Source organism: Hymenobacter psychrotolerans DSM 18569 (genome assembly GCF_900142395.1).
Taxonomy (GTDB): Bacteria; Bacteroidota; Bacteroidia; order Cytophagales; family Hymenobacteraceae; genus Hymenobacter; species Hymenobacter psychrotolerans.
This window is the reverse complement of record NZ_FRAS01000019.1, coordinates 1-13,294: the sequence shown is the minus strand read 5'-3', so window position 1 is coordinate 13,294 and position 13,294 is coordinate 1. Positions and strand designations below refer to the sequence as shown.

Here is a 13,294-nt window from a genome sequence, read left to right as displayed (position 1 = left end):
AAATCAGTGGGTAACGATGAAGAAACTACTACTAGCGCTACTGATCAGTGTCGGGTTGCCGGCCTGCGAAACCTGCGGCCCATTCAAGCAAGAGTACTACGATATTGTGGGGCTACAGGCTTTGCTGATGCGCCAGACAGCCGCCGCCGTGCAGGTCCTGACTACCGGCCAGCGAGTGTCGGCGGCCGACCTGCAGCTGCAGCTCCGGCTCGACACCCAGCTGTATAGCGCCCAGCCAGCTCCTACAGGCGGCTTTGCGGCCATGGCCTGCGACTATCCATCTCCTTCCTACACTGAATCCATCGACTCACTAACTGTAACCAGCCGCTACGACTACGACGCCCAGCATCCGGCAGGCTCGTCGCTCAACGACCTGGTGCAATTGGAAGATGAGTACGGCCAGCAGATTTCGCTCCGTGAGTGGCTGGTGGTGCCCAGGCAAATCGGGAGTTTCCCGAATATGGTGTTTCGGTTCCGGCAAGCACCCGCTGGTTCCCTGGTGCAGCAGTTTCGGGTGCGCCAACATCAGACCAACGGCGAGGTGTACACTGCCGAAACAGTAGCCATCGAAATCCAGCCCTGAGCTGCGGCTGCACAAATCGTATAGAAACTTCCCGCTACATCATGACCAGGAAACTTCTGCTCGGCATACTGTTGGTGGCACTGCCGGCCGGCTCGGTGGTGCTGAGCTGCACCAAAGACGACGAGTGTAGCATAGGAGATGTGGCGCGCTACTACACCGTCACGGGCCTGACGCTGGCCGCCAACCGCCAGACCACGGGCGCCCCGCCCGGCCCCAATGAGCCGGTGCCGGCCACCGACCTGCTGCTGGCTGTGCAGCTACAAACCACTTGCTATGGCTTCCAGCCTGTGCCTTCCGACGGGTGGCTGCCGGCGGCCTATGCCTGTCCGCCCACCCCGGCGCCCGGCTACATGGGCACGAAGCAGCCTCTCGATTCGGTGGTGATACGCAGCCGCTTTGCCTACGATGCCGGACATCCGGCCGGAGCCTCACTCAACGATTTGCTGCTGGATATCGAAACCGGCCAGGAGTTCTCGCCCCGTGGCAACCAGACATACGCTCCCCGGCTGCGCTTCAAGACTTCGCCAGCCCAAGCCGGGGCACAGCAGTTTCGGGTCCGTTACCGGCTTGGCACCGGAGAAGTATATACTGCGGAAAGCTCCGTGCTGCAGCTGACCCGGTAGTGCTTAGGCTCAACCGTAAATTTTAATCGGGTTTCCTTCTGATAATCAGTTCCTAAGACGCCCGCAGTTTCGTAACTTGATGGTGTGTCACCCACCATTGCTGCTACGCATGAAATTGTCTATACCCCTTTGTTCCGGACTGGCCCTGGCTTTGTCCGGGTGCTTTGCCGCCCGCGAGGCCCGAATTGAATCAGATTACAGCTATTCGGGCAATTTCCGCCGCTACCGTACCTATGAATTCGTGACCGGCGACGGGCTGGCCTCCGACACCAGCAAGCTGGGCGAGGCCGTGCGCGACGCCATCCGGCTGCGCCTGAAAGTGCAGGGCTACAAAACCAACAAACGCCGCCCCGACCTGCTGGTGAACTTCCGCGTGTATGAAGGCGACATGCGCTTCCGGGGCTACGTGCAGGAAGACCTGAGCCGCTGGGTGAAGCAGGAAAAGGTCGAAGACGAGGAAACGCCCGACGATTACCGCCAGGGCTACCAGGCGCAGCGCATGCTACTGGCTGAAGGCACGCTACTCATCACCCTCATCGACAACCGCACCAACCGTGCCGTCTGGAACGGGTATGCTTCCGGCGTTACGGTGCCCAGCGGCCCGCAGGCCGAAGTTGTGCTGCGCCGCTCTGTCCGCTCCATCTTCGACCAGTACCGCGTCTTCACCGAAGGCTACCTCGACGGCAACCACATGACGGAGAATTAGTGAGGTGATGGGGTGAATGGTGATGAGGTGATGAGGTGACAGGTAAATCGTGACAGGCAGCGGGCCATTCATATTCACCTGTCACGATTCACGATTCACCATTTACCATTTACCATTCACCTTATCACCCGCCACTCCATTCCGTACCCGAATCAGCTCGGCAGCTATGCTGATGGCTATTTCCTCCGGAGTGCGGCTATGAATGGGCAGCCCGATGGGGGCGTGCACGCGGCCCAGGGCGGCTTCGTCGGTGCCGGCAGCCTGCAGTTCCTGCAGCAGGTGGCTGATTTTGCTGGAGCTGCCCAGTACTCCCAGATAGCGCACCTGATGGTGCAGCAGCTGGCGTAGTGCTATGGCATCGGTGCGGTAGCCTACCGTCATGATAACTACGTACTGATACGGTCCCTGCGGCACTTCCTGAGCCAGTTGGTCGTAGCTGACGATGCGCTTGTGGTGGGCGTAGGGGTTGAGCAGGTGCGTGTTAAGAGCCGGCCGGTCGTCGAACACCGTAATTTCGAAGTCCAGCGTGCTGAGCACCCGCGACAAAGCCAAGCCCACATGGCCGCCGCCCACAATGGTCAGATGGTCGCGGAAGCCCATTTTCTCCTCATACAGCCAGTTTTCGCCTGGTTGGTAGCGGCTGAGCGGTGCCCCGGCATCGGTGTCGGCCACCACGCGCGGGCCGTCGGCGGCCGTCACCACCCAGCGGAAGCCGCCCGATTGACGCAGGGCCCGTTTGCAGGCCTCCACGCTGGGCAGATGCTCCGGGCGAAGCGGCAGCAGCAGAATTTCCTGCTCACCGGAGCAGATCATGCCCGACCGGTCAGTGCGGGCGTGGGCGCGGTGCACCTGCCGGCGGATTTCGGGCGTGTAGTTGCTTTCGCGCAGCCACGCCCGCGCCAGCTCTACCAGCTTATGCTCCATAATGCCGCCGCCGATAGAACCCGCCAGCCCGGTGGCCGTCACGCTCATCTTGAAGCCCTGGCGGCCCGGACTGGAGCCTTCACTGCGCACCACGCACAGCAGCGCCACCGGAATGCCGGCCCGCAGGCTGGCCGCGGCGTGCTTCCACACCAGCATGTCGCGGGGGCGCGAGGGGGAAGCGGATAGAACGTCCACGACGGGGGCTGGTGGCGAAGAATTAGTGTACTTCAATATACTAAAGAAAGCAGAGAAACGGTCCAGGTTGAGCTCATAATCCGACGGGCAACAGCTTCTATTTCAGCCACGTGGCGCTCAGCGCATAGTACACCGCCATCAGGCCCGAAAACAGGGCGCTGGCCAGAAACCGCCGCCGTGGCGCCACGTGGTTTTGGATAAGGTAGTTGGCGGTGAACGAAACCGGCACATTCAGCAGAAAAGAGCGCAAGGCTACTGCCAGCAGCGCGGTAGAAATCTGGTCGGCGTGGCCCGAAAACAGCTGAATGAACAGCATGTGCCGCGCTATCCAGAGCGGGTTGAAGTAGAGCAGCGACAGGGCCGCCCGCACCAGCCGCCGCGCTAGGCCCGGAGCGGGCGGCACCCGCCGGTCTATCCAGCTGAAATACGCCGGCACCTCCAGCGAGTAGAGCAGTCCGCCTACCAGCGCCATGCCCGCCAGCCGGCCCGCGGAAAATTGATGCAGTAAAAGCGCTGCGGCCGTGTCGCCGGCCGCATAAATCAGGAGGCCGCGGAGGTGGTTGCGGGGATGGAAGTGGAAACGGAGGGCCAAGCAGCAGCGGAACGGGCAGAAACAGGAGAATACAGGTTGAGCAGCACCTTTTCGGGAGTGAAAGGCGCCGAGAAGGTGGGCTGATGGCCGGAGCGGAAGGCCCTCACCGCGTCGCGGATAGCGAAATAGGCCCCGATGCCGTACATCAGCGGCGGCTCACCTACGGCCTTGGAGCGGAAAATAGCTCTGGGGTGGCCCGGCGTATCCAGAAAATGCACGTCCAGCACCTTGGGCGCGGCGTACAGGTCCGGGATTTTGTAGGAGTTGAGCGAGTTGCTGAGCAGGCGGCCTTCCTCGTTGTAAATCAGCTCTTCCATCGTCATCCAGCCGATGCCCTGCACCGCGCCGCCCTCAATCTGACCCCGGTCTACGGCCGGGTTCATGCTCTGCCCGAAGTCGTGGGCAATATGCACGGCGTCCAGCTCGTAGGTGCCGCGCAGGCAGTCCACCGTCACAACCGTGAGGGCCGTGCCGTAGACGTGGTAGGCAAACGGGTAACCCTGCTCGATAGCCGCATCGAAATGGATGTCGGGCGTGGCGTAGTGGGCGTTTTCGGTCAGGCTCACGCGCCGCCAATACGCCGACGATACCAGCTTCTCCCAAGTAGTTTCGGCGGGCACACCGGCCGCCAGGACCTGTTCGTTCCGAATTTCGAGGCCTTCGTAGTTGAGCGTGTACTCGGTGCTGGCGTGGCGCAGCAGCCGCTCGCGCAGAGCCAGGCAGGCCAGCTCGGTGGCTTTGCCGTTGAGGTCGGCGGTGGCGCTGGCGGCGCTGGGCGAAGTGTTAGCTACACGGGTGGTATTGGTGCTTTCCACCTTCACCCGGTCAAGGGAAATACCGAGCGTCTGAGCTGCTACCTGCGCAATTTTGGTGTTTACGCCCTGGCCCATTTCCACTGCGCCGGTGCTCACGCCCACCGTGCCGTCGGTGTAGATGTGCACGAGCGCGCGCGACTGGTTCATGGGCGTTTTGGTGAAGCTGATGCCGAAGCAGATAGGCATCACCGACACACCCTTTTTCAGGCGCGTGTTCTGCTGGTTGAATTCGGCCACTTCCTCCCGCAGGCGGGGCAGGTTGTAGAGGTCGGCGGCGGTGTCCCAGGCCTGCTCTGCGTGGCACATTTCGGCGGGCTGGCGGTACGGCAGCAGGTCGTTTTCGCGCAGCAGGTTGCGCCGCTGAATCTCGCTGGCGGGCACGCCCAGCTCCTCGGCAGCCTTGGCAATGGCCGACTCTATCACGAACATTCCCTGCGGCCCCCCGAAGCCCCGGAAAGCCGTGTTGGGCGGTAGGTTGGTGCGGCAGCTATAGGCCGTGGCCGTCACGTTCGGGATGAAATACGAGTTGGTGCAGTGGAACAGCGTGCGTTCCAGCACCGCCGGCGACAGGTCGGCGGCGGCTCCGGCGTTCTGGTAGAACGTGACTTCGTAGGCCACGATTTTCAGGTTCTCATCCAGTCCGATCCGGAAATCGGAGGAGTAGGGGTGGCGCTTGCCGGTCATGCGCATGTCGGCCATGCGGTCCAGTACCAGCTTCACGGGGCGGCGCGTCAGGAAAGCGCCCAGCGCGGCCAGTACGCCCCAGGGCGTAGCCTGGTCTTCCTTACCTCCAAAACCACCGCCCAGCCGCGTTACGTCCACTTCCACCTGGTGCATCCCGATGCCGAGCACGTGCGCCGTGTGGCGCTGCACCGCTGTCGGGCCCTGCGTAGAAGACACGATGCGTACCCCGCCCATTTCCGTCGGGAAGGCATAGGCACCCTGCGTTTCGATGTACAGATGCTCCTGCCCGCCGCTTTCCGCCACGCCCTCAAACACGTGCGTGCAGTCGGCCCAGGTGGCGCGCGAGTCGCCGAGGCGGAAGGTGCGGGGCGGCACAATCAGCTCGTTGTGCGCGGCTGCCACCCGCGGGTCGGTGATGATGGGCAGGGGCTCGATATCAGCTTTGATGAGGTGCAGCGCGGCCTGCGCTTGCCGCTCGGTGTGGGCCAGCACCAGCGCTATGGGCTGGCCCCGAAAATGCACGGTGCCCTCCGCCAGCACCGGCTCATCGGGCACGATGCCGCCAATCTGGTTTTCGCCGGGTACATCGTGGGCCGTCAGGATGCGCACTACGCCGGGAGCGGTGCGGGCCGCCGCCAGGTCCAGGCCCCGCAGCCGCCCGTGTGCTACTGCCGCCTCAAACACGGCCGCGTAGAGCGTGCCCTGCTGCACGGGAATGTCGTCGAGGTAGGAAGATTCGCCGCGCACGTGGCGCACCGGGTCAAGATGGTTCATGGGAAATGGGTGAGAAGCAGCACGAAAAGTGCCGGAACTGAGGGAAAGGCGGCTTAACTGTCAGCGCAGAATCTTAGTTGGCGGCCAGCAGCTCCTGCATAGCCAGCCGCTCGGGGAAAAACTGCAGGAAATGCGCGAACAGCAGCTGGCGCAACAGCAGGCGCTTGTACTCGGCCGAGCCGCGGGCGTCGCTGATAGGGTGAATTTCCTGCTGGGCTACCTGGTTGGCAGCCTGCAGCGTTTCGATGTTGACTTCGCGCCCTTCCAGGAACGCGGCCGTGCGGTGAAGGCGCAGGGGTATCGGACCCACACCGCCCGCCGAGATGCGCGCCGCCTGAATGATACCGTCCTTGGCTTGCAGCCAGGCTGCCGAGTTTACGCTGGCAATATCGAGGTGGGTGCGCTTCGAAACCTTCTCAAAGTGGAAAAACTCGCCGGGACGGGGCGCACGGAAACTAATAGCCGTTACCTGCTCTTCGGGAAATTTCGCCAGCTGTTTGTAGCCCTGGTACAACTCGTGCAGCGGCAGCACGCGGGCGTCCTGGGTGGGGCCAACCAAGGTTACTTCAGCATCGAGGGCCAGGAAGAAGATGGTCAGGTCGCCGATGGGAGAGGCATTGATAAAATTGCCGGCCACCGTGCCCATGTTGCGGATGGGTGTGCTCGATACCAGCTTGAGATACTCCGGCAGCCGCGGAAACAGCTGATTCATCATCTCGGAAGCCCGCAGCTGCTCGGCGGTGGTAGCGGCGCCCAGCGTCACGCGGCCCCGCTCATCTACGGGCGAAATACCACGCAGCTCGGCCAGATCATACACGAGGCGCACAGGCGTTTCGCGCATCTGCTCCAGGCGCTGCACCAGCAAATCGGTGCCGCCGCCCAGCACCTGCCGGGCTGCCGCTGCAAATCCGTTGGGCCCATTCACGAAAGAGCCGTTGGTGATGCCGCCTACACCCGTGGCGTGCGTAGTAGGCTCCTGCAATTCGGCCTGCAAAGCCGCCAGCCGCGTGGGCATAGCCTTGAAATAGGCCGGCACAAACTGCTGCTCCGCCAGCCAGCTCAGGGCCTCGGTGGCCGGGCGCTCCTGCAGCTGCCCGGTGAGGGCGGCCGTGGCGCGCTCCAGACTTTTGTAGCCGGTGCAGCGGCAAATATTACCGTCGATGGCGGCCAGGGCGGTTTCCGGGGTGGCGGGCTTGCTGCTGAGGCTGTGCCCGGTGAGCGACATTACGAAGCCCACGGTGCAGAAGCCGCACTGCGAGCCGCCTTCCTGCACAATGGCCTGCTGCACCGGCGTAAGCTGCCCGCCGGCCGCATTGATGCCTTCCACCGTCACGATGTGCTTGCCGTGGGCGTTGCCGAGCGGCGTCAGGCAGGAAGTCATGGATTGGTAGCGGATGGTGCCGTTAGCGTCCAGCTCGCCCACCAGCACGGTGCAGGCGCCACAGTCGCCTTCGCGGCAGCCTATTTTAGTGCCCTTCAGGTGTTGCTGATAACGGATAAAATCGAGCAGCGCGCTGCCGGCCGGCTCGGCCGTGCTGATGCGGTGGTCGTTGAGATAAAAGTGAAGCATGGTGGGGGAATTTTCCAGAGCAGGAAAGGCAAGTTACGGAGTTTCGGGGGAAGCAGAATACGCCGGCGCTACCATCTTTGCCGGGCCCGGACGTAGCCGGCGCGCACCCGGCCGGGCTTCGGCAGACTCTCAAAAGGACGTACTTTCGCCCTCGGCATGAACATTCATCTGGAGCAAATTCTCGACAACCCCCTGGCCGCGCTGGCCATTGTGGGCAATCTGGTCATCATCGAAAGTCTGCTTTCCGTGGATAACGCGGCCGTGCTGGCGACCATGGTCAGCGACCTGCCCAAGCACCAGCAGCAGAAAGCCCTGCGCTACGGCATTGTGGGGGCCTATGTGTTTCGGGGGTTGTGCCTGCTGTTCGCCTCGTTCCTGATTGAGTTCTGGTTTCTCAAGCCGCTGGGTGGGCTCTACCTTCTCTACCTGGTGTATGCGCAGTTCAAGGCCAAAACCAAGGAGGAAGATGATCAGCCAGACAAGCAGCAAAGCTGGCTATACCGCAGCACACTGGGTCTGCTGGGCCCATTCTGGGCTACCGTGGCCCTGATTGAGCTGATGGATCTGGCTTTCTCCATCGACAACGTGTTTGCCGTGGTGGCCTTCACCGACAACATGATTCTGGTATGCGTCGGGGTCTTTATCGGGATTCTGGCCATGCGGCTGGTGGCGCAGGCGTTTGTGCTGCTGATGGCCAAGTACCCGTTTCTGGAAACGGCCGCCTTCGTCGTTATCGGGTTGCTGGGGCTGAAGCTGCTGCTGTCGTTGGTGGAGCACTACTTCCCGGCGCACCCGTTCAGCCGGTTTCTGGGCAGCGAAACCGCCGACGCCGGCCTGACCATGCTCACCGTCGCCATTTTTGGTGTGCCGCTGCTGGCTGCCTGGTTTAAGGGCCGCCGCGTAAGCGAATAGCCTGGAGGAACGGTTACAAGCTGGCTGGTTTTGGCGCGAATTACCGTCGGCTGGAAGGCACCCGGAACTGCAGCCCAACGCTGGGCACCACGGTGAGGCCGCTAAGCTTGCCGCTGGCATTGTTGAGCAGCTGGTAGGTGCCGTAGTTCTGGTAATAAATGCTCAACGACGGAATGAAGTACACGTAACGGTAGCCGATTTTGGCGTTGGCAAAGGCCCCGAAGGCGCCGTAGTTCACTTTTTGCAGCGGCAGATACGGAATCTGGGAGTTGCCCTGGAACACACGCGTCGGCTCGAAGCCATAGCGCATGAAGGAGCGGGAATACACCACGCCGTAGGAAACCGCCCCGATTTCCTCTTCCGGCCCAAATGAGTGGCTGAATACGAGCGGGATGATGAGGTCTTTGCGGGTAGCGCGGAAGCCAAGTACGTCGGCCACATCGGACAGAAACGGCACGCTGGGCAGCTTGGCGCGCTGCGTGGCAAACTGCAGCCCAATACTGCCGTACATGGCCCCCGCTGGTCCGCCGGGCCGCTCCGGGGTGCCGGTAGGGCCCATAAACTGGAACATGGCATCGAAAACGTGGGAGCCAAAGGCGTACTTATAGCCCACGTCAATCCGCTCGACCACGCCATAGCGCAGGTACAAATCGGGGGTGGCGCGTACCGGGTCGAGCACGTAGGCCAGGGCCGCCAGCTGCAGCTTCTCGATGGTGCCGGAATAGCCGACCGTGTCTTTGCTGGCGGCCTCAGAAGCAGCAGAAACCAGCGCAGAACCCGTCTTGCTGATGGTTTCGGTGGCTATGTTAAACGAGAGGTTGCCACCACCCCGGAACTCGCCGCGCGGCGTGACTTTGCCGGAGCTGGTGATGGCACGCGGGGCCGAACAGCCTGTGGCCAGCAGCAAAGTGGCAACAGCCAGCCCCAGGGCCGGACGAAGGGGAGTAGAGCGGTTCATACGCAGCAGGCAGAAGCAGAGAGAAAAGCAGTCGAAAAGGCGCGTACGCCAAAATCAGGCCGAAAGTAGCCACTTTTCTGCCAGCCCGTTCTGCCGACTGGCGCTGGTGAGCCCGCAGGTGCAGCGTTTCGGGGCTGGCCGCGCCCGGTTTTCGCCAAGCCGATTTTTAGGTTTTATTTCGCCCCGATGAACATACTATATGGAGTGCCCGGCGAAGGAATGGGCCACGCTACCCGCAGCAAAGTCGTGATTCAATACCTGCTGGAACAGGGGCACGAGGTGTGCGTGGTGAGCAGCGCCCGCGCCTTTCAGCTGCTGGACCGTACGTTTGCGGGCCGCGTGCACGAAATTCGGGGCTACCATCTGGCCTACAAAAACCTCAGCGTAAGCCGCTCCCGCACGGCCGTGCTCACGTTGCGCACGGCGCCGGAGAATCTGCTCGTCAACTTCCGCAAGTACCGGGAGCTGCTGTGCGGCGTGGAGTTCGACGTGGTGATTTCCGATTTCGAGTCGTTCAGCTACCTGTTCGCCAAGTGGAAGCGCCTGCCCGTCATCAGCATCGACAACATGCAGATTATCAGTCGGGCCCGGCTGGACGTGGCGGTGCCGCCGCCGGAGCGCGACAACCTGGCGCTGGCGCGGGCCATTGTGCGGGCCAAACTGCCGCGCAGCCGGCACTATTTCGTCAGCACATTTTTCCCGCTGCCGGTTATTAAGCCCAACACCACGCTGGTGCCGCCCATCATCCGGCCCGAAATTCTGGCGGCCCGGCCCAGCACCGGCCAGCACGTGCTGCTGTACCAGTCGGCCACCAACCAGAAAGACCTGGTGCCGCTGCTGCAGACCATGCCCGAGCAGGAATTCCGGGTGTATGGCTTTAATAAGGAGGAAAGCCATGGCAACGTGCAGCTGAAAGCATTCAGCGAGCAGGGCTTTATCGAGGATCTGGCTTCGGCCCGGGCCGTCGTCACGAATGGCGGCTTCTCGCTGATCAGTGAGGCCGTGTACCTGCGCAAACCCATCTGCGCCGTACCCATTCCGGCTCAGTTCGAGCAGTTTCTCAATGCTGCCGAAGTCGAGAAGCTCGGCTATGGCCGCCACTTCGATACCCTTACTGCCGACCATCTCAAGGCCTTTCTCTACGACATAGCCAGCTTCGCACAGGCGCTGAGTCAGTACCAGCAGACCGGCAACACGGAGCTGTTCCGGCAGCTGGATAAAGCCCTGAAAGAGCTGTCTGCCTGAACTAGCAAGGCCCGCCGGAATAATTCCGGCGGGCCTTGCTGATTCAACAAAGTGCTGTAGAACCTAGAAAATCTTGCCCGGATTCAGGATGCCGTTCGGGTCGAATACGCGCTTGATGCCGCGCATGAGCTCCAGATTCGTGTCGGGCAGGGCAATGCCGATGTAGCCTTTCTGCACCAGCCCGATGCCATGCTCGCCGGAAATGGTGCCGCCCAGCTTCACGCACAACTCGAAGATTTCGGTGATAGGCTGGCGCAGGCCCACATTCCACATGTCGTCGTCCAGGTCGCCGCGGATGATGTTGACGTGCAGGTTACCGTCGCCGGCGTGGCCGTAGCACACGCTCTTGAAGCCATAGCGCGCCCCGATTTCCTTCACGCCTTTGAGCAGCGTGGGCAGCTCGGCGCGCGGCACCACCGTATCCTCTTCCTTGTACACCGAGTTGTAGCGCACCGAGTTGCCGATGTTGCGCCGGATTTTCCACAGCTCATCTTTCTGCGTGGCGTTGTCGGCGAGCAGGATTTCGCCCACGTCGTAGTGCTCCAGCACGCCGTATACCTGTTCGGCTTCCTTGTAGAGCTCGTCCAGGTCCTGGCCGTCCAACTCAATCAGCAGGTGGGCGCGGATATCCTCAGGCAGCGTGAGCGGAATCTTGAGGTAGTCGGAAGACCACGCAATGGCTTCGCGTTCCATAAACTCCATGCCCGACGGAATGATGCCCGCCCGGAACACGGCCGATACAGCCTCAGCGGCCTGCTCTTCCTGCCGGAAAGGCACCAGCATCAGAATGTTCTGCTTGGGGTAGGGCAGGAGCCGGAACACCACTTTCGTGATGATGCCCAGCGTGCCTTCCGAGCCTACCATGAGCTGCGTAAGGTTGTAGCCGGTGGAGTTTTTGAGCGTGTTGGCGGCCGTCCAGATGATGTCGCCGGTGGGCAGCACTACCTGCAGGTTGAGCACATAGTCGCGGGTGGTACCGTATTTCACGGCTTTGGGGCCGCCGCTGCTGTGCGCGAGGTTGCCCCCCAGAAAGCAGCTGCCCTTGCTCGCCGGGTCGGGCGGATAAAATAGCCCCACTGCCTGCACCGCCTGCTGAAACGCCTCGTTCACTACGCCCGGCTCCACGGTGGCCTGCAGGTTGCGCTCATCTATCTGAATGATTTTGTTGAGCCGCTCCGTGCTCAGCACCACGCCATGATGAATGGGCAGGGCCCCGCCCGACAAGCCCGTTCCGGCGCCGCGCGGCGTCACCGGAATGCGGTGCTCGTGGCAGAGGCGCACAATCTGGCTGATTTGTTCGGCGTTAGCGGGGCGCAACACTACATCAGGAGCGAAATGCAGGTCCTCGGTATGGTCGCGGCCGTAGTCGGCGTAGGTATCGGCGGTGGCGGTGGCTTCGGCGCGCCGGGCCGTCAGCACATGCTCCGGCCCAACAATGGTTTCGAAGGCGACAACCAACTCGGGAGTCAGGGAGTTGAAATTCATATATAGAGGCGCCAAATGGCTGTTTTGCCTATCTTTGACCCGATGCGGGAACACACGACGAAGGTACATCATTCGACGCAGAGGCGTGTTTGGTGGCCAATGCTACTGCTGCTGTTGCTGGGCTGGCTGGCCAGCTGCAGCGGCTCGAAGAAAGTGAACTACCGAAACGGCCGGTATCATTCGGCTCGCGACATGGCGCGCATAAAGGCGGAAGAACGCCGGCGCGGTGTTCGCCGGCCCGTGGCCAAGGCCAAGACCAAAGCCGCTACTCCTGCTGGCAAAGCAAAGATTGTGACCAAGCGGCGCAGTACGCCCGCCAACGCCAGCCGCGAAATCGTGACGGTGATAGAAACCGCGCGCTCCTATCAGGGCACCCCTTATAAGTATGGCGGCACATCCCGGCTGGGTATGGATTGCTCGGGGCTGCTCTACAATTCTTTTGCCGCCATTAATGTGGCAATTCCGCGCTCCAGCAATGAGCAGGCCTTGTGGGGCGAACCAGTGAAACCGCAGGATCTGAAGGTGGGGGATTTGGTATTTTTCGGTGCTTCCCCCGGCAGCGGTACCATCACGCACGTGGGCCTGGTAACGGAGGCAACACCTGAGGGCGTGCAGTTTATCCATTCTTCCAGCTCTTTGGGAGTGGTGGAAAACAGCTTCGAAACTGATTATTATTTAAGCCGCTATATCAAGGCCGTACGGCCCAGATTGTAGAATTTCCCCCTTACCTTTGTCTTGGATTTAGGCCCTGCTGTGCCATGCCAATCATAACGATTCGGTAATGCGCCATGGTAAATTGGAATGTAATTTTGCGCCGCTTTTCACCAAGCTCCCCTCTTTTCTCACCAATACCCCCTTTTATGAAACACCTACGTTTACGCCATCTCCTTGTGCTGTTGCTGACGCTGCTGTCAGCGCACGCCGGTTGGAGCCAGGGCACCACTACGTCGGCCACAGGGCTTACGCATCAAATTTAGGGAGCCGTTGCCCGGCCGTTTTGGCGGGCGCAGGTTAGAAGTTGGGTCATATAGGTATCGTTCCAGCCCGCGTTTCGTCGTCGGGCCCGCAGGCTTCCAGGTTGGTGTTTTCCTTGCTGCAGGAGGTTGAAAGCCAGCTTGCGTAAAACAGCAAAGTTGCGGGTCGCTACCTGGTCGCGACTGCGGGCCTCATCCTCGCGAAAGACGACATCCAGCACCCAATGCAGGCTGTTTTCGATGGCCCAGTGGCG

General features: G+C 61.6%; 13 protein-coding genes. 6 read left to right on the top strand and 7 right to left on the bottom strand.

The annotated features are described in order from the left end of the window. Positions 1 to 16: 16 nt before the first annotated feature. From BUE15_RS15850 to BUE15_RS15840, 3 genes are all read left to right on the top strand, one after another. Positions 17 to 583, top strand: coding sequence for a hypothetical protein (locus BUE15_RS15850; protein ID WP_139252345.1), 567 nt, complete (start codon positions 17 to 19; stop codon positions 581 to 583). 41 nt (positions 584 to 624) lie between these two features. After that, positions 625 to 1,206: a hypothetical protein gene (locus BUE15_RS15845; protein WP_139252344.1), complete on the top strand. Its 582-nt coding sequence runs from the start codon at positions 625 to 627 to the stop codon at positions 1,204 to 1,206. A 109-nt stretch (positions 1,207 to 1,315) separates the two neighbouring features. Continuing rightward, positions 1,316 to 1,912, top strand: a complete 597-nt coding sequence (locus tag BUE15_RS15840; protein ID WP_170865286.1) for a DUF4136 domain-containing protein — start codon at positions 1,316 to 1,318, stop codon at positions 1,910 to 1,912. A gap of 102 nt (positions 1,913 to 2,014) precedes the next feature. On the opposite strand, the gene BUE15_RS15835 is transcribed toward BUE15_RS15840, so the two are convergent. The 4 genes from BUE15_RS15835 to BUE15_RS15820 form a co-directional block, all read right to left on the bottom strand. After that, positions 2,015 to 3,031 carry an XdhC family protein gene (locus BUE15_RS15835; RefSeq protein ID WP_244535962.1) on the bottom strand — a complete coding sequence of 339 codons (1,017 nt, stop codon included), beginning with the start codon at positions 3,029 to 3,031 and terminating at the stop codon, positions 2,015 to 2,017. Between the two features lie 97 nt (positions 3,032 to 3,128). Beyond that, positions 3,129 to 3,623, bottom strand: a complete 495-nt coding sequence (locus BUE15_RS15830) for a hypothetical protein (RefSeq protein ID WP_073287275.1) — start codon at positions 3,621 to 3,623, stop codon at positions 3,129 to 3,131. Beyond that, positions 3,572 to 5,896 carry a xanthine dehydrogenase molybdopterin binding subunit gene (locus BUE15_RS15825; protein WP_073287272.1) on the bottom strand — a complete coding sequence of 775 codons (2,325 nt, stop codon included), beginning with the start codon at positions 5,894 to 5,896 and terminating at the stop codon, positions 3,572 to 3,574. Before BUE15_RS15825 ends, BUE15_RS15830 begins: the two co-directional genes overlap by 52 nt. A 73-nt stretch (positions 5,897 to 5,969) precedes the next feature. Further along, complete coding sequence (locus BUE15_RS15820; RefSeq protein WP_073287269.1) at positions 5,970 to 7,466, bottom strand: FAD binding domain-containing protein; 1,497 nt, start codon at positions 7,464 to 7,466, stop codon at positions 5,970 to 5,972. Positions 7,467 to 7,622: 156 nt separating this feature from the next. Here BUE15_RS15820 and BUE15_RS15815 point away from each other — a divergent pair, with 156 nt between their 5' ends. After that, positions 7,623 to 8,378 (top strand): DUF475 domain-containing protein, encoded by a 756-nt coding sequence (locus BUE15_RS15815; RefSeq protein ID WP_073287266.1) that lies wholly within the window; start codon positions 7,623 to 7,625, stop codon positions 8,376 to 8,378. A 40-nt stretch (positions 8,379 to 8,418) separates the two neighbouring features. Here the strand turns inward: BUE15_RS15815 and BUE15_RS15810 are convergent, their stop codons facing one another. Beyond that, positions 8,419 to 9,336 (bottom strand): hypothetical protein, encoded by a 918-nt coding sequence (locus BUE15_RS15810; protein WP_073287263.1) that lies wholly within the window; start codon positions 9,334 to 9,336, stop codon positions 8,419 to 8,421. A gap of 186 nt (positions 9,337 to 9,522) precedes the next feature. Between BUE15_RS15810 and BUE15_RS15805 the strand changes: the two genes are divergently transcribed. Further along, positions 9,523 to 10,581 carry an MJ1255/VC2487 family glycosyltransferase gene (locus tag BUE15_RS15805; protein ID WP_073287261.1) on the top strand — a complete coding sequence of 353 codons (1,059 nt, stop codon included), beginning with the start codon at positions 9,523 to 9,525 and terminating at the stop codon, positions 10,579 to 10,581. 63 nt (positions 10,582 to 10,644) lie between these two features. On the opposite strand, the gene BUE15_RS15800 is transcribed toward BUE15_RS15805, so the two are convergent. Continuing rightward, positions 10,645 to 12,066, bottom strand: coding sequence for an FAD-binding oxidoreductase (locus BUE15_RS15800; protein WP_073287258.1), 1,422 nt, complete (start codon positions 12,064 to 12,066; stop codon positions 10,645 to 10,647). A 99-nt stretch (positions 12,067 to 12,165) separates the two neighbouring features. Between BUE15_RS15800 and BUE15_RS15795 the strand changes: the two genes are divergently transcribed. After that, complete coding sequence (locus BUE15_RS15795) at positions 12,166 to 12,780, top strand: C40 family peptidase (protein WP_139252350.1); 615 nt, start codon at positions 12,166 to 12,168, stop codon at positions 12,778 to 12,780. Positions 12,781 to 13,039: 259 nt separating this feature from the next. Here the strand turns inward: BUE15_RS15795 and BUE15_RS15790 are convergent. Beyond that, the coding region (locus tag BUE15_RS15790; RefSeq protein ID WP_139252343.1) for a transposase at positions 13,040 to 13,294 on the bottom strand (255 nt) is incomplete at its 5' end.